Source organism: Pseudoclavibacter sp. 13-3 (genome assembly GCF_021168475.1).
Taxonomy (GTDB): domain Bacteria; phylum Actinomycetota; class Actinomycetes; order Actinomycetales; family Microbacteriaceae; genus Pseudoclavibacter_A.
Genome location: NZ_JAJOZT010000002.1, coordinates 412,713 through 432,536, shown reverse-complemented (window position 1 = coordinate 432,536; position 19,824 = coordinate 412,713). Strand labels below are relative to the sequence as shown.

The window sequence follows — 19,824 nt, the reverse complement described above, 5'->3', positions numbered from 1 at the left end:
AACAAGAACCTCATGACCAAGTGTAGACGGGTTCGCCCTCGACACGCGGAGTCGACTGCCCGGTTGCGTCAGAGCTGCCGGTCGGGCACATCGAAGATCTGCAGGCACTTCTGCGGCCCCTGCTGCATGCCCGTCGTGAACCAGCGCTGACGCATCTCAGACGACCCGTGCGTCCAGGAGTCCGGGTCGGCATGGCCCTGCGCCTGCTCCTGAATGTGATCGTCACCGACGGATGCCGCGGCGTTGAGCGCGTCGGACACCTGCGCCGAGGTGGGCGGCTCCAGATATGCCTGGCCGTTCTCGTCACGAGTCGTGGAGGCCGACCCGACCCAGCTTCCGGCGAAGCAGTCGGCCTGCAGCTCGGTGCGCACCGAGCCGCCGGTGCGGCCGATGTCCTGAGTACGATGCGAGGTCAGCAGGCCGCCGAGCTGCTGGGTGTGGTGTCCCCACTCGTGCGCCACGATGTAGAGCTGAGCCAGCGGGCCGCCACTGGCGCCGTACTGCGAGCGCAGCACCTGGAAGAACGAGGTGTCGATGTAGATCGTCTCGTCTGCCGGACAGTAGAACGGGCCCGTCGAAGAGCTCGCGCTGCCGCATCCGGTCGACGTCGCGCCAGAGAACAGCTGCATGTCGGGATCGTGATACGTGCTGCTCATGCCCAGCCTCGGGTATTCGTCCTTCCAATACGCCGAGATCGAACTCGCCGCCCCGACCATGCGGCAGTCATCACGTGCATTGGCGTCGGCGCCGGTGCGGCAGTCGTCGATCGGCGCTGCACTGCCGTCAGTCGTGCGGATCTGCCCGCCGTACTGGCCGGTCGCCGATTCGAGCGTGCCTGGATCGATGCCGGTCAGCTGTGAGACCACGAACACCAGCAGCAGGACGAGCAGCCCGCCGCCGCCGGCGACGGCGGTTCCCCGCGCGCCCGAAGATCGGCGCACGTGAGACGGGTCGAGCTTGGCGTTGGGGTTGAAAGTCATAGCGCCAGTCTAGGCAGACGTGGTCTCGGCTGAGGTCTCGGCTGACAGCCGTTTCGTGCGCGCGCGATCGCGACGATCTCGGTGCCCTTCGACGGCCCAGTAGAGCACCGGCAGCACGATCAGCGTCAGCAGCGTCGACGACACCAGGCCGCCGATCACCACGAGCGCCAGCGGCTGCGAGATGAACCCGGCGTGCCCGGTGACGCCGAGAGCCATGGGCACCAGCGCGAACACCGTGGCCGCAGCGGTCATCAGAATCGGCCGCAGACGTCGAGAGGCGCCCTCGACGATCGCCTCGAGCGTGCTCACACCTTTGGCCCTGAACTGATTGACCAGGTCGATCAGCACGATGGCGTTGGTGACGACGATACCGACGAGCATGAGGAGTCCCACCAGCGACGCCGCCCCCAGCGGCGTGCCGCTGATCAGCAGGGCGGCGAGCGCACCGGTCGCGGCGAAGGGAATCGAGACCAGCAGCAGCAGCGGCTGTCGCAGCGATTTGAATGTGGCCACCATGATCACATAGACGATCAGCACCGCGGCGAGCAGAGCGAGCCCCAAGCTGCTGAACGCCGACGACTGATCGCTGAGCACTCCGCCGATCGAGGCGGTGACTCCAGCCGGCAGTGCGGTGTCGTCCAGCAGCTTGGTCACGCCGGCAGAGACGGTGCTGAGCGACTCTCCCGCCGGGGTGATCGTCACCGTCGCCGAGCGGCTTCCGCGCACCGAACTGATCGACTGCGGCACCTGCTGCGTCTGCACGTCGGCGAGCGCGTCGAGGCGAACCGTGCCGGTGGGCGTCGTCACCGGCAGCGCGCGCAGTTCGTCTGCGGTCTTGGGCTGGTCATCGCTGCGCACCACCACCGAGACGTCTTTCGAATCGATCGTCACCTTCGCGACCTGCTGCGGGTTCATCACCGGGGCGAGAGTCTGGACGATCTGGGACTCGGTCAGGCCGTGCTCCGCGGCGCGCTGTCGGTCAACGGAGACATGCACCGTGTCGATCATCGAGCTGAGACTGCTGGTGACCTCGGCCACGTCGTCGATCTCTCGTGCCCCCGAGACCAGCTGGTTCGCGGCATCCGCGAGACGCTGGTCGTCAGGCGCCTCGACGTCGATCGCGATGTCGTTCGACACCCCGGCGCTACCCGATGTCGACAGCGAGAGATCAGCGGCGTCGGGCTGTGCGTTCAGCGCGTCGCGCAGCCCCTGCTGCACCCTGGCGGCGTCGGCTCCGTCGGCGAACGCCACCTGGAACTGCGTGCTCTGCCCGGCACCGCCGCCGATGAACGACGCTGCGCTGACGCCACCCGCGCTGCCGACCGTGGTCGCGACGGTCTGCACGCCGTCGACGTCGCGCAGTGCCTGTTCAACCGGCACCGCACGCTGCGTCGCGCTCTCGAGACTCGTGCCCGGGCTGAGGGCCTGGGAGACGCTCGCCGTATTCTGCCCGGAGTCGCCGATGAAGTTCGTCTGCATGAGGGGCGTCAGTACGAGCGTGATACCCAAGACGACGACCGCACCGACCAGAGTGAGCGCTGGATGCCGCAGCCCGCCGCGCAGAACCGGTTCATACCCGCGTTGGAGACGGGTGCGCGGCTCGTCGGCGAGTGCGTCGGTCGCACCCAGCGTGCGCTCGCGTCGTCGCGACTCCCTGCGCTGGGCCGCAACCGCCCCGCTTTCAGCCGCCGGTGCATCCGCATCTTCCGGAGCCTTCAGCAGCCAGTAGGCCAGCACCGGCACGATCGTCAGTGAGACCAGCAGCGAGGCGATCAGCGCGATGACCACGGTGAACGCGAACGGTTTGAAGAGCTCGCCCACCAGCCCGGTGACGAACCCGACCGGCAGGAACACGGCCGCTGTGGTGAGCGTTGACGCCGTGATCGCTCCGGCCACTTCGCGCACGCCGTGCAGGATGACCGCCGACTTGCGCTCGCCCTGCTCAAGGGCAAGATGGCGGTTGATGTTCTCGATCACCACGATCGAGTCATCCACGACGCGTCCGATCGCGATCGTCAGCGCGCCGAGCGTCAGCACGTTCAGCGAGTATCCGGCGGCCTCGATGCCGATGAACGTCACGAGCAGCGACGTCGGGATCGAGATCGCGGTGACCAGCGTCGACCGCACCGAGAGCAGGAAGAGCAGGATGACCACGATGGCGAAGGCCAGTCCGAGGAGTCCCTCGGTGGTGAGCGATTCGATCGACTGCTCGATCGACGGCGCCTGGTCGTACATCACCGTGAGCGTGATGTCGTCGCCGACCTTGGCCTGCAGCTCGTCCATCTGCGCAGTGATCTGCTTGGACACCTCGACGGTGTTGCCGGTCGGGCGCTTCGTCACCTGGACGGTCACCGCCGGCTGCCCGTCGACACGGCTGATGCCGGTGACCGGGGCCTCGGTCAGCGTGACCTGGGCGACGTCGCCCAGACGCACCGGTGCGATCGCGGCAGAGGCAGCCGCATCGCCTGCGCTGCTCGAGCCGGCGGCCCCGGTCTGCGCGGTCGCGGCAGACGTGCTCGCGGCGGAGGCCACGGGAAGCAGCGGCAGAGCGGCCAGGTCATCGGTCGAGGTGAACGAGTCGCCGACACGTACCGAGAGATCGCGATCGCCCTCGGTCACTCTGCCCGCACCGCTGACGGTGCCGTTCGCGGTGAGCGCCTGCGAGATCGATGCGACGGTCAGCCCCTGCTGGGCCAGCTTCTGCTGATCAGGCACCACACGAACCTCGCGACTGCCACCGCCGACCACCGTGGCAGAGGCGACACCTTCGACGTGCTCCAGGTCGTTGGTGACGGTGGAGTGCAGCCGTTCGGCGATGTCGACCGGGGCCACCTGCGACGACGCTGCCGAGAGCATGATCACGGGCAGATCGTCGGTCGATCCGGTGGCGATGACCGGGTCGAGATCTTTCGGCAGCTGGCTCGAGATGCGGCTGACCGCCTGCTGCACCTTCTGCTCGGCACCGACCCGATCAGTGCCGAAGGCGAACTTCGCCGTCACCGTCGAGACGCCGGTGCTCGACGTCGACGAGGTCGACTCGATGCCCTCGACGCTCTGCACCGCAGCTTCGATCGGTGCGCTGATCTGCGCATCGACCACGTCAGGAGCGTCGCCGGGGCTCGACGACTGCACGATCACCATGGGCAGCTCGATGCTCGGCATGAGCTCCTGCCGAGCACCGGTCATCGAGAACACCCCGAAGAAGGCGACCACGATGGTGATGAGCGCGATCAGCGCTCGGTTGCGCATGCTGAGAGCAGTCAGTCGTGACATGATTCCTTACCTGACGGTTTTCGGGAGTCCGGCGTCTTCGTGCATTGTTTCACACCCTTTCGAGAGGTTTGGACAGGTCGCTTCGGTCGCGGCCGTGATAGACTTGCGGCCAGCGTGTGCACAATTCACTTGTCAGTGGTCGTGCGCGCCGTCTTAACGAATCATGACAGTGACAGGAGGTCTCGTTCATGGGACGCGGCCGCCAGAAGGCGAAACACACGAAAGTCGCCCGGGAACTCAAATACAACGTTCCTGCAACTGACTACGAGGCTCTCGAGCGAGAGCTGCGCAGCCGTGCTCATCACGACGAGGGCTCCAGCGAAGACTGGAGCGAGTACCACTACCCCGCCGACGACGAGCGCGAAGAAGACGAACGCTGAGTCTCGAGCGCTGAGCTGAGCACGTCGCTCGCTCCTTCGCCCCCTCTGCTTCACCACGAGCGTCGAACGCTCGATTTCCACCGCAGAACCTCGGGTGACGTCGTGCGGCACGTCGAGGTCTCCGAGCTGCACACCGCCTTCGACAGCGTCACAGCTCGGAGCCCCGGGTCAGCCGGCGAAGTCGCCGACCAGGCGAACGCCACCAGCACGCACGCCCTTGGCCCCGACGGTGAATCCGTCTGCGGCCAGATCGCGCTGCGCGTCGCTGACCACGCCGGCCTGCCACGTCGGGATGCCCTGCTGCACGAAGGCCTGCTGCACGGCCTCGGCACGTTCGGCCTCGACCAGAGCGACCATGCCGATGCCCAGGTTCCAGGTGTCTTCGACCTCGCCCAGCGAGAAGCCGCCGAGATCGGCGAGCACGCGGAAGACCTGCGGTGGCTGCCAGGTCGAGCGATCGAGCTCGAGCCACAGACCGGCGGGCAGCACCCGAGCGATGTTCGCCGCGATGCCGCCGCCGGTGATATGGCTGAGCATGTGCATCGCACCCCTGGTGGCCTCGCTCTCGAGCACGCGCACCACCGGCCCCGCGTAGAGACGCGTGGGCTCCAGCAGCTCCTCGCCCACGGGGCGCGAGAAGTCGGCGATCGACGAGGTGTAGTCGAGCTCTGCATCGGCCAGCACGCGACGAACGAGAGAGTAGCCGTTCGAGTGCAGACCGCTCGAGGCCAGCGCGAGCACGACATCCCCCGTACGCACCCGCGACGGGTCGAGCCGCAGGTCGAAGTCGACCGCGCCCACAGCGGCGCCCGCGAGATCGTACTCGCCGGGCCCCAACAGATCGGGATGCTCCGCGACCTCTCCGCCGACCAGCGACGTGCCCGTCTCGGCGCAGGCGCGTGCGATCGAACCGACGATCTCGGCGATGCGTTCGGGAACCACGCGCCCGGTGGCCACGTAGTCGGTCATGAACAGCGGCTTCGCACCGACCACCACGATGTCGTCGACGACCATGCCGACGAGATCCTGGCCGATGGTGTCATGCTTGTCGATCGCCTGAGCGATCGCGACCTTGGTGCCCACACCGTCGGTCGAGGTGGCCAGGACAGGATGATCGAAGTCTTTGAGCGCTGACACGTCGAACATGCCTGCGAAGCCGCCGACCCCGCCGATCACCTGCGGGCCGTGGGTGGCCTGAACCGCCGCCTTCATCAGCTCGACGGCGCGATCACCGGCCTCGGTGTCGACTCCGGACTGCGCGTACAGGCTCACAGGTTCTCCTTGATGCTCTCGATGATGGGATCGCTGGTCGGTACTGGAAGTTGTCGGTGCTTGACGGCGTCGGTGCGCGACGCGGCGGAGGCCCGAACGGGTCAGCTCTTCGGGGTGGAAAGCGCACCGTGGGTAATGCCGCCGCGCCCGTTCACCAGTCGGTCGAGTTCGGAGTCGGGCCCGGGGTTGCAGGCCGCCGGAGCCTTCGCTCCCGCTTGCTCGAGCAGGTCTTTGCCAAGCTCGTCGTCACTCGGCAGCTCGATCGGGTACTCTCCGGTGAAACACGCGGTGCACAGTTCGCTCTCGGGCTGCTGCGACGCCTCGATCATGCCGTCTTTGCTCAGGTAGCCCAGCGAGTCTGCGCCGATCATGTTGCGAATCTGCTCGACCGAGGCGCCCGAGGCGATCAGCTCGGCGCGAGAGGCGAAGTCGATGCCGTAGAAGCAGGGCCAGGTGATCGGCGGTGATGAGATGCGCACGTGTACCTCGGCGGCGCCGGCCTCGCGCAGCATGGCCACCAGCGCACGCTGCGTGTTGCCGCGCACGATAGAGTCGTCGATCACGACGAGACGCTTGCCGCGGATCACCTCGCGCAGAGGGTTCAGCTTCAGACGGATGCCGCGCTGCCTGATCGTCTGCGACGGCTGGATGAACGTGCGGCCGACATAGGCGTTCTTGACCAGACCCTGCCCATAGGGAATGCCGGACTGCTGGGAATAGCCGATCGCCGCCGGTGTGCCCGAATCGGGCGTCGGGATCACGAGGTCGGCGTCGACCGGGTACTCACGGGCCAGCGCCTTGCCCATGTCGATGCGCGACGCATTGACCGAGCGCCCGTGGATGGTGGTGTCGGGACGCGCCAGATAGACGTACTCGAAGACGCAGCCGGCTCGTTTGGTCTGCGCGAAGCGCTGACTGCGAATGCCGCTCTCGTTGATCGCCAGCAGCTCGCCGGGTTCGACCTCGCGCACGAACGACGCACCGACGATGTCGAGCGCCGCGGTCTCACTGGCCACGACCCAGCCGTGGTCGAGTCGGCCGAGCACCAGCGGGCGCACGCCCTGCGGGTCGCGGGCGGCATAGAGCGTGTGCTCGTCCATGAAGGCCAGACAGAACGCCCCGCGCACTTTCGGCAGAATCTGCATCGCGGTGGCTTCAAGCGTGTGGTCGGGGTCGCCGCTGAGCAGTGCCGTCAGCACCGCGGTGTCGGTGGTGTTGCCGTGTGAGAGCTCGCCGAAGGTCTGGTCGGGGTGCAGCTCGTGCAGCAGCCGCACCAGCTGGGCGGTGTTCGTCAGGTTGCCGTTGTGGCCCAGCGCGATCGTGCCGTTGGCGGTCTTGCCGAGCGTCGGCTGCGCGTTCGCCCAGGTCGAACGACCGGTGGTGGAGTATCGGTTGTGCCCGACCGCGATGTGACCGGTCAGGGTGTTGAGCGACGACTCGTCGAACACCTGCGAGACCAGCCCCATGTCTTTGTAGACCATGATCTGCTCGCCGTCGGAGGTCGCGATGCCCGCCGACTCGGTGCCGCGGTGCTGCAGGGCGAAGAGCCCGAAGTAGGTGAGCTTGGCGACCTCTTCGTCGGGCGCCCAGACCCCGAAGACGCCGCACTCGTCTTGTGGGCCCTTCTCGTTCGGCAGAAGGTCGTGGTTGAGCATGCCGTCACCGCGAGCCACGGTCACTCCTTGTCTTCTCCACCCGAGGTGGAGTTCGTGCGGTCTCCAGACGAGGCGTCGGCTCCCCCGTCAGACGCCTCGGCATCAATTGTCGCACCGGCACCCCGGATGAGGCCACCCTCAACTGGGGATTCGACGGCGGGGGCAGCCATGGCATCCTTCGATGCCGCTTCGTCGTCGGCGGTGACCTTCTCGTGCACCGCACTGGCCAGACGGGCCCGGCGCGCCAGAACGCGGTCAAGAACGAGGGCGATCACGAGCATGATCACGGCGCAGACCGCGGCGAGCGTCAGGCCCAGCAGCAGGAAGGCCTGCATGGGGCTGATCTGTCGCGTCGGATCGCCGGCGTCGGTCGAATCACTGGGCCGGGCCATCGCGATCAGCGACACCACGGCAGCGATCACCAGGCCGATGACCGCGCCGAGCATCGCGAACGTCAGATATTTGGGCGCCTGGCGCACCTGCACCTGCACCTCTTGGGTCTCTCGCCTCACCCAGACACCTTATCTCACCTCTGCGGCCGACCTCTGCGCACCCGATGCAGCCCCGGTATCGGCAGCATGCCGTCGAGATGGGCACGGGCTCCAGAGGCGTCGACGAGACCGGATGCCAGCGCCTCGGGCCAGCGCAGCCTGCCGCTCACCAGCGCCAGCCAGGTCGCCGCGTCGGTCTCGATGACGTTCGGCGGCGTGCCGCGGGTGTGCCGCGGGCCTTCGATGCACTGCACCGCGCCGTACGGCGGCACCCGCACCTCGACGGAATGCCCCGGATGATCGTCGGCGAGCGCCTGGAGCGTGAACCGCACGGCCGTCGCGATCGTCGCACGCGGTGCCTGGATCGCGCCTCGCCCGAGGGAGCCCTGGCCGGCGGTCAGGGCGCCCAGCGCTGCGTCGAAAGCGCTGATGCCGTCGCCTTCTTCGATTCTCTTCATCGCCACGGGGCGATTCTACGGCGCGGCTTCGGTAGGCTGGGCGGGTGAAGATTCTCGTACTCGGCTCGGGCGCGCGCGAGCACGCCATCATTCGTCGGCTGCTGGCCGACCAGACCACGCATGAGATCGTCGCGGCTCCCGGCAACGCCGGCATCGCGGCAGACGTGCCCGTCATCACCCTGGACGCGAGCAACGGGGACGCCGTCGTCGCGCAGGTCGAGCGCGATCGGCCCGATCTGGTCGTCGTGGGCCCCGAGGCGCCGCTGGTCGCCGGTGTGGCGGATGCCGTGCGTGCGCTGGGCGTGCCCGTGTTCGGCCCCGACCGTGACGCGGCTCGGCTCGAGGGGTCGAAGAGCTTCGCCAAGCGGGTCATGGAGGCCGCCGGTGTGCCCACCGGTCGCGCGGTGCGCGCCAGCACCCTGCCCGAGGCCGAGGCCGCACTCGACGAGTTCGGCGCCCCGTACGTGGTGAAGGCCGACGGTCTCGCCGCGGGCAAGGGCGTGATCGTCACCGACGACCGCGACGCCGCCGTCGCTCATGCCAGTCGCTGGATCGACCAGAGCGTGCTGATCGAGGAGTTCCTCAGCGGGCAGGAGGTCTCGCTGTTCTTCCTCGCCGACGGCACTCGGGTCGCGCCGCTCTCCCCGGCGCAGGACTACAAGCGCGTCGACGACGACGACCGGGGTGCGAACACCGGAGGCATGGGTGCTTACTCGCCGCTGCCCTGGGTCGGCGACGACTTCGTGGCGCAGGTGCGCGACGAAGTGGCCCAGCCCACGATCGCCCAGCTCGCCGAGCAGGGCGACGAGTTCCGCGGCCTGCTCTACTGCGGCCTGATCATCACGCCGAAGGGCATCCGCGTCATCGAGTTCAACGCCCGTTTCGGCGATCCCGAGACACAGGTCGTGCTGCCCCGCCTCGAAGGCGAGTTCGGCGAGCTGCTGCTCGCCGCCGCCGAGGGCCGACTCGACTCGGTGCCCGAGCCGCGCTTCTCGCCGCAGCGTGCGATCACGGTGGTCATGGCCAGTGAGGGCTACCCCGAGCAGCCCCTCACCGGCCGAGTGATCACCGGCGTCGATGCAGCCGAGCAGCTGCCCGGAGTGAGCGTCATCCATGCGGCGACCGCCGACGAGAACGGCCATCTGATCGCCACCGGCGGGCGCGTGCTCAACGTGGTCGCAGTCGCCGACACCTTCGAGGCGGCCCGAGCCGCAGCGTATGCTGGCATCGAGCGCATCGGGCTCGAAGGCGAGCACCATCGCGGCGACATCGCCGCCGCGAGCCGCACCCGCGCCGACCTTCTGACCAATCCGAACGCCTGACGACAACTGAACCACTGGAAAGGTGACCATGTCTTCGTCTGCCCTTGAGCTGCCCGGCTGGAAGCACGTCTACTCCGGCAAAGTGCGCGAGCTCTACATTCCTCTGAGCGCCGAGTCGCTCGACACCGCCACGCAGGTGCTGATGGTGGCCTCTGACCGCGTCAGCGCGTTCGACCACATGCTCGAGCCGCCGATTCCGGGCAAGGGCGAACTGCTCAACCAGCTGGCGCTGTGGTGGTTCGAGAAGCTGGACTTCGCGAACCACGTGCTCAGCACCGATGTGCCAGACGCCGTCGCCGGGCGCGCGATCATCGCGAAGCGGCTCAAAATGTACCCGCTCGAGGCGGTCGTCCGCGGCTACATCGCAGGCTCCGGGTGGGAGGAGTACCAGCGCACGGGTGCCGTGTGCGGCATCGAGCTGCCCGCCGGCCTCGAGTTCGGCGACAAGCTGCCCGAGCCGATCTACACGCCCGCGTTCAAGGCCCCGGCCGGCCAGCACGACGAGAACATCTCGTACGAGCAGAGCATCGATCTCGTCGGCGAAGAGGCCGCCCGGGCCATTCGCGACGCCTCGCTGAACCTCTACCGGCAGGGGGCGGACGTCGCCGAGCAGCACGACCTGATCATCGCCGACACGAAGTTCGAGTTCGGCAGCGACCTCGGACGCCTCGTGCTCGCCGACGAGGTGCTCACCTCTGACTCGTCGCGCTACTGGAGCCGTGAGGCCTGGGCCGAGGGTCGCCGCCGCGAGAGCTTCGACAAGCAGATCGTGCGCAACTGGCTGAGCGAGCACTGGGACAAGACCGGGGTTCCGCCAGAGCTCCCCGAAGAGATCGTGCAGCAGACCGCGGCTCGCTACCGCGAGCTCTTCGAGAAGCTCACCGGCGAGAGCGCCCCGGCTGAGCGCTGAGGCCACGGCGCTCAGCCGGCAGCAGCTAGTTCAGCGGCAGGTCGAAGTTCTTCTTGTCGATCGTGCCACCGTCGCTCGTCGTCGCTGCGAGCTGTTTGTAGCGCAGCGTCAGCTGAGTCATGTCGGGCTTCACGTTGAACACGAGCCATCCGGTGCTCTCACCCTTGGACGTGTCGGCCTGCTGATAGATCGGGTGTCCGGCGGCAGCCACTTCATCGTCCAGAATCGTGGTGCTGGACGCGTCGATCCCATTCGAGGCTCCGGTCAGAGAAAACGCCGAGGCCGGCACAGCTGAGTAGTACTTCTCGCTTGGTGTCGCCGTGACCTGGACCAGGACGAAACGGTTGTCGGCGATCGCAGAGTGCGAATCACGGAATTTCTGCGACGGGGCAAAACCATCGATGTACGAGACGACGGTGATCTTCTCGCCAAGATCGGTGGTCAGGTCTTTGCCGACGGGAGTCTCGGCTGCGGTCGCCGCTGCCGGCGCTGAGCTGGTCGCCACGGGCACCTCAGCGCTGGTCTCAGCCGGGGTCGACGACGCCTCGCGCGCATCGTCTCCCGACGCACAGCCGGCGAATCCCAGTGCAGCCGTCAGCGTCAGTGCGACGAACGCTGCCTTTCGAGTCTTCTGACAAGTCATTGTGGTGCTCGCCTCCTCTTTCGTTGTCCCGCTGCCGCATCGTCTATCAGGGGATCCGCCGTTCGGCAGCCGGCAGCAGATGCCTCCTCCGAACATTTGCACGTTAGCAGGATCGAGCCCTGCCAGCCCGGGCTGAGTCTCTGTCGCACGCCTGCGATAAGCCTCTGCCGCATGCCTGCGATAAGATAGAGCCCGCCGTCAGGCGCAACAATCACTCACACGGTAAGGCGAGTATCAGTGTCGAAGATCATTGTCGAAATCATGCCCAAACCAGAGATTCTGGATCCTCAGGGCAAAGCGGTCGCCGGGGTGCTGCAGCGTCTCGGCCATGAGCAGATCACAGGCGTGCGCATCGGCAAGCGCTTCGAGGTCGAGGTCGACGGCGAGGTGAGCGACGAGCTGCTCTCGAAGGTGGCAGAGGTCGCCGCCGACGTCTTCTCGAACCCGGTGATCGAAGACGTCGTCAGCGTCGCCGCCGCCAAGGAGGCCTGATGGCCGACGCGACCACAGCATCCACCGCACGGCCGGCGCGCATCGGGGTCGTCACCTTTCCCGGCACGCTCGACGACGGCGACGCCCGCCGCGCGGTGCGCTTCGCCGGAGCCGAGGCCGTCGCCCTCTGGCACGCCGACACCGACATCTCGGGCGTCGATGCGATCGTGCTGCCCGGAGGCTTCAGCTACGGCGACTACCTGCGCGCCGGAGCCCTGGCCACCCAGTCGCCGATCATGCGCTCGATCGTCGAGGCCGCGAACGACGGACTGCCCGTGCTCGGCATCTGCAACGGCTTCCAGGTGCTGACCGAGTCGCACCTGCTGCCCGGCGCCCTCGTGCGCAACGAGCACCTGCACTTCATTCGACATGATCAGAGCCTGCGCATCGAGTCGTCCGAGACCGCATGGACGAACGGCTACGAACGCGGCCAGGAGATCGTCATTCCTCTGAAGAACGCCGAAGGCCGCTACGTGGCCGACGAGACGACATTGCAGCAGCTCGAAGACGACGGCCGTATCATCGCTCGCTACATCGACGGCAACCCCAACGGCTCGGCCCACGACATCGCCGGCATCACCAACGCCGCCGGCAACGTCGTCGGCCTGATGCCGCACCCCGAGCACGCGATCGTGCCCGGCTTCGGCCCCGACACCGCCGAGCGCATGCGCTCGGGCACCGACGGCCTGACCTTCTTCACCTCTGTGCTCGCGCATCTGGGCATCGCACCCGTCGACGATGTGGTACCCGCCTCACATGCACCAGAGCACCACACCGCAGACGCAGGGATTCGCGAATGACCACCACACAGAACCCAGCCGTGCCCCAGCCCGACAGCGTGCAGCACGCAGCCGAGACGCCCGACGTCGCACAGCCCTACGATCAGCTCGGCCTGACCGCCGACGAGTACCAGCGCATCCGCGACATCCTCGGCCGCCGCCCCACCTCGGGCGAGCTCGCCATGTACTCGGTGATGTGGAGCGAGCACTGCTCGTACAAGTCGAGCAAGAAGTACCTGCGTCAGTTCGGCGACACCACCCCCGAGCAGCGCGAACGCATGATGGTCGGCATCGGCGAGAATGCCGGCGTCGTCGACATCGGCGAGGGCTGGGCCGTCACGTTCAAGGTCGAGAGCCACAACCACCCGAGCTTCGTCGAGCCCTTCCAGGGCGCGGCCACCGGCGTAGGCGGCATCGTGCGCGACATCATCTCGATGGGCGCGCGCCCGGTCGCAGTGATGGACCAGCTGCGCTTCGGCGCGATCGACGCCCCCGACACCCGCCGCGTTGTCGACGGCGTGGTACGCGGCATCTCGGCCTACGCGAACAGCCTCGGCCTGCCGAACATCGGCGGCGAGACCGTCTTCGACAAGGTCTATCAGGCGAACCCGCTGGTGAACGCCCTCGCGGTCGGCGTGCTGCGCCACGACGAGCTGCATCTGGCCAACGCCAAGGGCGCCGGCAACAAGGTGGTGCTCTTCGGTGCGCGAACGGGCGGCGACGGCATCGGCGGCGCGTCGATCCTCGCCTCTGACACGTTCAGCGAAGGCGGGCCCACGAAGCGGCCGGCCGTGCAGGTCGGCGACCCGTTCGCCGAGAAGCTGCTCATCGAGATGTGCATCGAGCTGTTCACGCATGATCTGGTCGAGGGCATCCAAGACCTCGGCGCGGCGGGCATCTCGTGTGCGACCAGCGAGCTGGCGGCCAACGGCGACGGCGGCATGACCGTCGAGCTCGACAGCGTGCTGCTGCGCGACCCCACGCTCACCGCCGAAGAGATCCTGATGAGCGAGTCGCAGGAGCGCATGATGGCCGTGGTGCGGCCCGAGAAGCTCGAAGAGTTCCTCGCCGTCGCCGAGAAGTGGGCAGTCGAGACCTCGGTCATCGGCGAGGTCACCGACGGCGACCGTCTGATCATCAACTGGCGGGGCGTCGAGATCGTCAACGTGCCGCCGCGCACGGTCGCCGTCGACGGGCCCGTCTACGATCGGCCGGTGCAGCATCCGACCTGGATCGACGACCTGCAGGCAGACACCGCCGCCACGCTCGAGCGCGACAACTCGGGCGAGGGGCTGGGCGACACGCTGCTGTCGATCATCGCAAGCCCGAACCAGGCCGACACCTCGCTGATCACCGACCAGTACGACTACTACGTGCTGGGCAACACCGCATTCTCGTTCCCCGAAGACGCCGGCATGATCCGCGTCGATGAGGAGACCGGTCTGGGCGTGGCTCTCGCGACCGACGCGAACGGACGCTACGCGCAGCTCGACCCGCGTGCCGGCGCCCGACTCGCGCTCGCAGAGGCCTACCGCAACGTCGCCGTGAGCGGCGCTGTGCCCGCCGCGGTGACCGACTGCCTGAACTTCGGCAGCCCCGAGAACCCCGAGGTCATGTGGCAGTTCTCCGAGGCCACCGCCGGGCTGGCCGCGGGCTGCCGCGAGCTGGGCATCCCGGTGACCGGCGGCAACGTGAGCTTCTACAACCAGACCGGTGACACTCCGATCCACCCGACGCCCGTCGTCGGCGTGCTCGGCATCATCGACGACGTCGCGCGTCGAGTGCCGAGCGGCTGGCAGGATGAGGGCCACAACCTGTATCTGCTCGGCACGACCTACGACGAGCTCGACGGTTCGGCCTGGGCTGAGACGGTCTACGACCACCTCGGCGGTGTGCCGCCGACGGTCGACCTGGCGGCAGAGCGCAAGCTCGGCGAGATTCTCGCCTCGCTCGCCCGTGAGGGCCTAGTCACCTCGGCGCACGATCTGAGCGAGGGCGGCCTGGGCGTCGCGCTTGCCGAGGGCGTGATGCGCTTCGGCGTCGGTGCGCGGGTCTGGCTCGACGAGATCATGTCGCGTGATGAGGTGGATGCCACGGCTGCGCTGTTCTCTGAGTCGACGGGCCGCGTGCTGGTCTCGGTCGCTCGCGAAGACCAGGTTCGGTTCGAGGGCATGCTCTCGGCCCGAGACTACCCGGTGATCCGCATCGGCGTGACCGACAAGACCGTCGGCCTCGAGGTGCAGGGGCTGTTCTCGATGGGCGTCGACGTGCTCCGGGCCGCGCATCAGGGCACGCTGCCCCGCTACTTCGGCTGAGCGGCTGCTGCGCTGCGACAGCGCCGACGGACGGGGCTTCCCGTTCGTCGGCGCTGTCGCTCGTTAACGGGTCGCTGCGGTGTCAGCTCGCCGGCCGAGCTGCATCGTATAAGTTCGCTGGCTCTTCTGAACGACCATCACGTAGCGTGACGGCATGAGCGCGCACCGACAGCATCCAGATGACAACGTCGACATCAGACACCTGCCCGACGAGCACGCCTTCGCCCTCTACGACGGCGACGCTCGTATCGGCCGCATCGACTATGCGCGCGAGGGGACGGGATCAGACAGTGTGATCGACCTGCATCACACCGAGGTCGACAAGGAGTACGGCGGTCGTGGACTCGCCGGGCGCCTCGTGCGCACCGCAGCCGATCACTTCGCGGCTGAGGCCGACCAACCGCGGCTGAAGGCCACGTGCCCGTATGCGCGCGGATGGCTGTCGAGACACACCGAAGACTACGGCCGCATCTTCGACCCCGAGTTCATGAAGAGACTGCAGGGTGGGGCGTCCGAGTAGCCGGTCAGACAGGCTGCGAGCCGAGGTGCGGTCCGATCAGTGCCAGAGCGTCGCGACCGCGACGTTGATGAGTGCAAGCCCGCCGACAGCATGCGCCAGGCCGACCGGCACGGTCTCACCGCGCACTGCCTTGCCGCGGCCCACGAACGCCGCAGCGGCGATCACGATCGCGAGCACCAGCTTCACGCCGATCTTGATGTAGTTGATCGTGTGCCCGTCCATTTCGGCGAGGCCGACCAGAGCGATGCCGCTGACCAGCTGCACGAGTGCGCCGATGAGCTGCCACTGCGTCACCGTCGGGGTCTTGAACGTCGCCAGCCACCCGCCGACGAGTGCCGCCGCGCCGAGAATGTGCAGAAAGACCAAGATGGAAGTGACGATGCTCATACGTCCACGATATCCACGGTCGAGCCACAGCGCCCGCGAGCACCGCCTTGCCTGACCTACAGCCGATGTTTGCGCAGACGGAGGCGCCGGCGCAGCACGCCCTTCACGGCGCGAACGACGGACACAGCTGCGCGAGCGGACAGCTGGCGCACTCCGGCTTGCGCGCATGGCAGATGCGTCGCCCATGCCAGATGAGCTGGTGTGAGAGCTGAGTCCAGTCCTTCTTCGGGAACAGCTCCGCGATCTCGAACTCCACCTTGACGGGGTCTTTCTGCTTCGTCCAGCCGAAGCGCCGCACCAGCCGCCCGAAATGGGTGTCCACAGTCAGCCCCGGCACTCCGAACGCATTGCCCAACACCACGTTGGCCGTCTTGCGCCCGACCCCGGGCAGCGTGACCAGCTCGTTCAGCCGATGCGGGATCTCCCCATGAAAATTCTCGACGACGCCCTGTGCCATGCCGATGAGGTTGCGCGACTTGGCCCGGAAGAACCCGGTCGAGCGAATGATCGACTCGAGCTCGATCGGGTCGGCCTCGGCGAGCGCCTGCGGCGACGGATACCGGGCGAACAGCGCCGGGGTGACCATGTTCACCCTGGCGTCGGTGCACTGCGCCGAGAGAATCGTCGCCGCCGTCAGCTCGTACGGCGAGCGAAAGTCGAGCTCGCAGTGAGCCTCGGGATAGGTCTCAGCGAGGATGCGCCCCATCTTTCGCGCACGGCGAGTGCGCGCGAGCGGCGTCTCGCGTTCGACGTCGGCCCAAGTGGTCATGCGGATGCCCGGGTCGGGTCAGTCGTGCAGCATGCTGTGACGTTCGATGATCGCGTCACGAGCAGCACCTGTGCCGATCACCGAGATGCGTGCGCCGGAGAGCTCTTCGAGATGCTCGACGTAGGCTTTGGCATTCGCTGGCAGATCGTCGAACTCGCGCGCAGTGGAGATGTCTTCGCTCCAGCCTGGGAAGTACTCGTAGATCGGCTTGGCGTGGTGGAAGTCGCTCTGATTGACGGGCATCTCATCGAAGCGCGTGCCGTCGACGTCGTAGGCCACGGCCACAGGGATCTTCTCGATGCCGGTGAGCACGTCGAGCTTGGTGAGCACGAAGTCGGTGACCCCGTTGACTCGCGCGGCATAGCGCGACACCAGCGAGTCATACCAGCCGGTGCGGCGCGGGCGCCCGGTGGTGACGCCGAACTCGAAGCCGGTCTTGCGCAGGTAGTCACCGCTCTCGTCGAAGAGCTCGGTCGGGAACGGCCCGGCTCCCACGCGTGTGACATAGGCCTTGGCCACGGCGATCACGCGGTCGATGCGGTTGGGGGCGACGCCCGAACCGGTCGCTGCACCGCCCGAGGTGGGATTCGACGAGGTGACGAAGGGGTAGGTGCCGTGGTCGACGTCGAGCATGGTCGCCTGACCGCCCTCGAAGAGCAGCGTCTTTCCGGCGTCGAGTGCCTGGTTCAGTTCGAGCGAGGTGTCATGCACCATCGGGCGCAGTCGGTCGGCATAGCCGAGCAGCTCGTCGACGATCTCTTCGGCGTCGATGGCACGACGGTTGTAGAGCTTGACCAGCAGCTGGTTCTTCTGCTCGAGCGCACCCTCGACCTTCTGCCGAAGGATGTTCTCGTCGAAGAGATCCTGCACGCGCACGCCGACGCGGTTGATCTTGTCGGCGTAGGCGGGGCCGATGCCGCGGCCGGTGGTGCCGATCTGGCGTTTGCCGAGAAAGCGCTCGCTCACACGGTCGAGCACACGGTGATACTGCGTGATGACATGCGCATTCGCGCTCACCCGAAGCTTCGAGGTGTCGACGCCGCGGGCCTCGATCGCATCGAGCTCCTGGAAGAGCACTTCGATGTCGACCACCACGCCGTTGGCGATGACCGGCACGACCCCGGGGCTGAGAATGCCTGAGGGCAGCAGGTGCAGGGCGTACTTCTCGTCGCCGATGACCACGGTGTGGCCGGCGTTGTTGCCGCCGTTGTACTTGACGACATAGTCGACGCTGGAACCGAGCAGGTCAGTGGCCTTGCCCTTTCCTTCGTCGCCCCATTGAGCTCCGACCAGAACGATGGCAGGCATTCGGCACCTCTCACTTGTTCGCTGTTGTGCGCCGTCGGCCTAGGAACATGGCGTTCGTCAGCAGGCACGACATTCCCAGTGTAGTGCACGGGTCTGACTGAGTCAGTAGCTCCGTGAGCCCGACCCCGAAGACCGTGAGACCTGCTCGCCGATCGCCCGGCCGTAGTCCTGGAGCACGCTGTCGAGACGGCCTTCGTCCTGCAGCCGCATGATTTTCCCGGAGATCGTGCTGGTGACGTCTGCCATGGTCGACAGCGGGCTGAAGTACCAGCCGCCCCGCTCTTTGACCGCGATGAACGAGAACTGGTCGATTCCCAGCTCGCCGGCCTGCGGAGGCTCCCCGAAATCGACCGTGACAGGCCGCCCCTGCATCGTCAGAGTCACCTTGAGCTGGCGGATCTCCAAGCGGACGTACTGGCCCGACATCGGAAAGTCCAAGACGTAGCCGTCAGGCATCACGCGCGCCTGATCTCCACTGACCGTGCTCGACCCATGCGTCTGCCCCAACCGCACTTGGGGGCTCGAGCTCGGCCGGCCGAGTCGTTCTGCGAACGGCTGGCCGTACAGGCTGAACGCTCGTCGCTCAGCAGTCGGCAGGCTCTTGGCCACGTCGTCGTAGCGGCCGCTCTGCATCGCATCGACCACAGCCTTGGACGTCGTCGAGAGCGCCTCTTCTGGGCTGGACGCGCCGGGGGCCTCGTCCGCCGAGAGCACCCTCCCGCGCTGCACCTGAGCACTGGGATGCTGCTCGTTGTACGATCCGAGCGCTGCTTCGCCTGCGGTGAGCAGCGGGCTGAAGTACCATTTCCCAGACTCTTTGACGGTGACCATCGACAGCGGCAGGGTGCTGTGCTCGTCTGGTTTCGCCAGATCGATCGTCTGCGGCAGGTCGATCTGCCGCTGCATCTGCTCTGGTGTGGTCTGTCTTCCAGGCCTGCCCTGCATGGCGGCCACGCTGTTGCTGAGATCGGCCAGTCGCTGGGCCAGTGCGTCTTCGTCGGTGGTCGAGACTGTGAGCGTGCCTGACACGAACGTCACTTTGGAGACTTCGTCGTCTGCGATCGACTCCTGACGAGTCGAGACGTCTTTCTGCTCGACATCGATCAGCTGCACCACCTGCTGCAGGCTCTGGAGCACGTCTGTCGCCTCTGCGCCCAGACCGGAGTCGCTGGCATGGGTTGCGGACTGCTGCACCAGCGGGGTGAGCACCGCGGCCTCGGATGGCGCCACCGATTCCAGCAGCTTCACCGGGTTCTTCGCGGAGAGCCCGTCGATCAGACTCACCGCGGCGGCTTCCGGAGACGAGTGGCCGCCTCCCACGATCGAGCGAACCGCCCACCAGGCTCCCCCGCCGATCGCCAGTGCGATGACGACCACGATCGCCGTGATCCAGATCCAGCGACGCCCCTTCTTCGTGGCCGTAGGCGGCTCGTCTGCTCCTGGCCGCTCTGGTGCCGTCGGCTGTGACGAGGACCACTCGGGCTGCGCTGGCTGCAGTGCGGATCCGACTGGTGGGGTGTTGTGCGGCAGACGTGGCGGAGGCCCGCCTTCACCGGTGGCCGGTTTGGTCGCCAGATCTGCAGCCTGCCGGTCAGATGCCTCGGTCGAGCGAAGTCGAGCGACCTCTGCTCTGGCCCGCTGGTCGCCTTCGCTGCCCAGCCAGTCGAGAAGTCCGGGATAGACGTTCGGGTGGCGAGCGATCAGCGACCCCAGGCCAGGTTCTGCCACGGCGATCTCGGCGAGTCTGGCAGCGCTGGTGGCAGGATCGCGCACCTCGTGTTCGAGTGCGGGATTCGTCATCGGGGTTCCCTTCGGCAGAGCGGAGCAGACCTGTTCGACCTGCCTCCACCCTACCGAACGCGTTTCGCCC

The 19,824-nt window shown here is 67.2% G+C and carries 18 protein-coding genes; 7 read left to right on the top strand and 11 right to left on the bottom strand.

Annotation, left to right across the window (positions count from 1 at the left end):
- Positions 1–68: 68 nt before the first annotated feature.
- Entirely contained in the window at positions 69–980 is a 912-nt protein-coding gene (gene ypfJ / locus LRX77_RS05390; RefSeq protein ID WP_231831888.1) for a KPN_02809 family neutral zinc metallopeptidase, read from the bottom strand.
- A 9-nt stretch (positions 981–989) separates the two neighbouring features.
- Complete coding sequence (locus LRX77_RS05385) at positions 990–4,253, bottom strand: efflux RND transporter permease subunit (RefSeq protein ID WP_231831887.1); 3,264 nt, start codon at positions 4,251–4,253, stop codon at positions 990–992.
- A 188-nt stretch (positions 4,254–4,441) separates the two neighbouring features.
- On the opposite strand from LRX77_RS05385, the gene LRX77_RS05380 reads away from it, so the two are divergent.
- Entirely contained in the window at positions 4,442–4,633 is a 192-nt protein-coding gene (locus LRX77_RS05380) for a DUF3073 domain-containing protein (protein WP_231831886.1), read from the top strand.
- 168 nt (positions 4,634–4,801) lie between these two features.
- Here the strand turns inward: LRX77_RS05380 and purM are convergent, their stop codons facing one another.
- From purM to LRX77_RS05360, 4 genes are all read right to left on the bottom strand, one after another.
- On the bottom strand, positions 4,802–5,905 hold the full coding sequence (gene purM / locus LRX77_RS05375; protein ID WP_331716139.1) for a phosphoribosylformylglycinamidine cyclo-ligase: 1,104 nt from the start codon (positions 5,903–5,905) through the stop codon (positions 4,802–4,804).
- Positions 5,906–6,006: 101 nt separating this feature from the next.
- Entirely contained in the window at positions 6,007–7,560 is a 1,554-nt protein-coding gene (gene purF, locus LRX77_RS05370; protein ID WP_231832016.1) for an amidophosphoribosyltransferase, read from the bottom strand.
- Positions 7,561–7,580: 20 nt separating this feature from the next.
- A complete protein-coding gene (locus tag LRX77_RS05365) occupies positions 7,581–8,072 on the bottom strand; it encodes a hypothetical protein (RefSeq protein ID WP_231831885.1) in 492 nt (163 codons plus the stop codon).
- 14 nt (positions 8,073–8,086) lie between these two features.
- A complete protein-coding gene (locus LRX77_RS05360) occupies positions 8,087–8,509 on the bottom strand; it encodes a sterol carrier family protein (RefSeq protein ID WP_231832015.1) in 423 nt (140 codons plus the stop codon).
- 44 nt (positions 8,510–8,553) lie between these two features.
- On the opposite strand from LRX77_RS05360, the gene purD reads away from it, so the two are divergent.
- Together purD and LRX77_RS05350 are read left to right on the top strand one after the other, a co-directional pair.
- Complete coding sequence (gene purD / locus LRX77_RS05355; protein ID WP_231831884.1) at positions 8,554–9,831, top strand: phosphoribosylamine--glycine ligase; 1,278 nt, start codon at positions 8,554–8,556, stop codon at positions 9,829–9,831.
- A 28-nt stretch (positions 9,832–9,859) separates the two neighbouring features.
- Positions 9,860–10,741: a phosphoribosylaminoimidazolesuccinocarboxamide synthase gene (locus LRX77_RS05350; RefSeq protein ID WP_231831883.1), complete on the top strand. Its 882-nt coding sequence runs from the start codon at positions 9,860–9,862 to the stop codon at positions 10,739–10,741.
- Between the two features lie 25 nt (positions 10,742–10,766).
- Here the strand turns inward: LRX77_RS05350 and LRX77_RS05345 are convergent, their stop codons facing one another.
- Positions 10,767–11,384 (bottom strand): hypothetical protein, encoded by a 618-nt coding sequence (locus LRX77_RS05345; protein ID WP_231831882.1) that lies wholly within the window; start codon positions 11,382–11,384, stop codon positions 10,767–10,769.
- Positions 11,385–11,621: 237 nt separating this feature from the next.
- On the opposite strand from LRX77_RS05345, the gene purS reads away from it, so the two are divergent.
- The 4 genes from purS to LRX77_RS05325 all read left to right on the top strand — a co-directional run bounded on the left by purS (position 11,622) and on the right by LRX77_RS05325 (position 15,490).
- A complete protein-coding gene (purS, locus tag LRX77_RS05340) occupies positions 11,622–11,876 on the top strand; it encodes a phosphoribosylformylglycinamidine synthase subunit PurS (RefSeq protein WP_231831881.1) in 255 nt (84 codons plus the stop codon).
- The gene (gene purQ / locus LRX77_RS05335) at positions 11,876–12,676 is read left to right on the top strand and encodes a phosphoribosylformylglycinamidine synthase subunit PurQ (protein ID WP_231831880.1); all 801 of its coding nucleotides are present in this window, start codon (positions 11,876–11,878) and stop codon (positions 12,674–12,676) included. Before purS ends, purQ begins: the two co-directional genes overlap by 1 nt.
- Entirely contained in the window at positions 12,673–14,970 is a 2,298-nt protein-coding gene (purL, locus tag LRX77_RS05330) for a phosphoribosylformylglycinamidine synthase subunit PurL (RefSeq protein WP_231831879.1), read from the top strand. The genes purQ and purL overlap by 4 nt, the downstream gene beginning before the upstream one ends.
- 154 nt (positions 14,971–15,124) lie before the next feature.
- Entirely contained in the window at positions 15,125–15,490 is a 366-nt protein-coding gene (locus LRX77_RS05325) for a GNAT family N-acetyltransferase (protein ID WP_231831878.1), read from the top strand.
- 36 nt (positions 15,491–15,526) lie between these two features.
- Here the strand turns inward: LRX77_RS05325 and LRX77_RS05320 are convergent, their stop codons facing one another.
- From LRX77_RS05320 to LRX77_RS05305, 4 genes are all read right to left on the bottom strand, one after another.
- Complete coding sequence (locus LRX77_RS05320) at positions 15,527–15,877, bottom strand: hypothetical protein (RefSeq protein ID WP_231831877.1); 351 nt, start codon at positions 15,875–15,877, stop codon at positions 15,527–15,529.
- 103 nt (positions 15,878–15,980) lie between these two features.
- Positions 15,981–16,646, bottom strand: a complete 666-nt coding sequence (gene nth, locus LRX77_RS05315) for an endonuclease III (RefSeq protein WP_158030679.1) — start codon at positions 16,644–16,646, stop codon at positions 15,981–15,983.
- 18 nt (positions 16,647–16,664) lie between these two features.
- Positions 16,665–17,954 carry an adenylosuccinate synthase gene (locus tag LRX77_RS05310; RefSeq protein WP_158030678.1) on the bottom strand — a complete coding sequence of 430 codons (1,290 nt, stop codon included), beginning with the start codon at positions 17,952–17,954 and terminating at the stop codon, positions 16,665–16,667.
- Positions 17,955–18,056: 102 nt separating this feature from the next.
- Complete coding sequence (locus LRX77_RS05305; RefSeq protein ID WP_231831876.1) at positions 18,057–19,754, bottom strand: variant leucine-rich repeat-containing protein; 1,698 nt, start codon at positions 19,752–19,754, stop codon at positions 18,057–18,059.
- Between the last annotated feature and the right edge of the window lie 70 nt (positions 19,755–19,824).

Coding starts and splice junctions, on each gene's coding strand:
- LRX77_RS05345 (WP_231831882.1), bottom strand. CDS start 11,384: ATGACTTGTCAGAAGACTCGAAAGGCAGCGTTCGTCGCACTGACGCTG.
- LRX77_RS05350 (WP_231831883.1), top strand. CDS start 9,860: ATGTCTTCGTCTGCCCTTGAGCTGCCCGGCTGGAAGCACGTCTACTCC.
- LRX77_RS05320 (WP_231831877.1), bottom strand. CDS start 15,877: ATGAGCATCGTCACTTCCATCTTGGTCTTTCTGCACATTCTCGGCGCG.
- LRX77_RS05310 (WP_158030678.1), bottom strand. CDS start 17,954: ATGCCTGCCATCGTTCTGGTCGGAGCTCAATGGGGCGACGAAGGAAAG.
- LRX77_RS05360 (WP_231832015.1), bottom strand. CDS start 8,509: ATGAAGAGAATCGAAGAAGGCGACGGCATCAGCGCTTTCGACGCAGCG.
- LRX77_RS05325 (WP_231831878.1), top strand. CDS start 15,125: ATGAGCGCGCACCGACAGCATCCAGATGACAACGTCGACATCAGACAC.
- LRX77_RS05385 (WP_231831887.1), bottom strand. CDS start 4,253: ATGTCACGACTGACTGCTCTCAGCATGCGCAACCGAGCGCTGATCGCG.
- purL (WP_231831879.1), top strand. CDS start 12,673: ATGACCACCACACAGAACCCAGCCGTGCCCCAGCCCGACAGCGTGCAG.
- purF (WP_231832016.1), bottom strand. CDS start 7,560: ATGCTCAACCACGACCTTCTGCCGAACGAGAAGGGCCCACAAGACGAG.
- ypfJ (WP_231831888.1), bottom strand. CDS start 980: ATGACTTTCAACCCCAACGCCAAGCTCGACCCGTCTCACGTGCGCCGA.
- LRX77_RS05380 (WP_231831886.1), top strand. CDS start 4,442: ATGGGACGCGGCCGCCAGAAGGCGAAACACACGAAAGTCGCCCGGGAA.
- LRX77_RS05305 (WP_231831876.1), bottom strand. CDS start 19,754: ATGACGAATCCCGCACTCGAACACGAGGTGCGCGATCCTGCCACCAGC.
- nth (WP_158030679.1), bottom strand. CDS start 16,646: ATGACCACTTGGGCCGACGTCGAACGCGAGACGCCGCTCGCGCGCACT.
- purQ (WP_231831880.1), top strand. CDS start 11,876: ATGGCCGACGCGACCACAGCATCCACCGCACGGCCGGCGCGCATCGGG.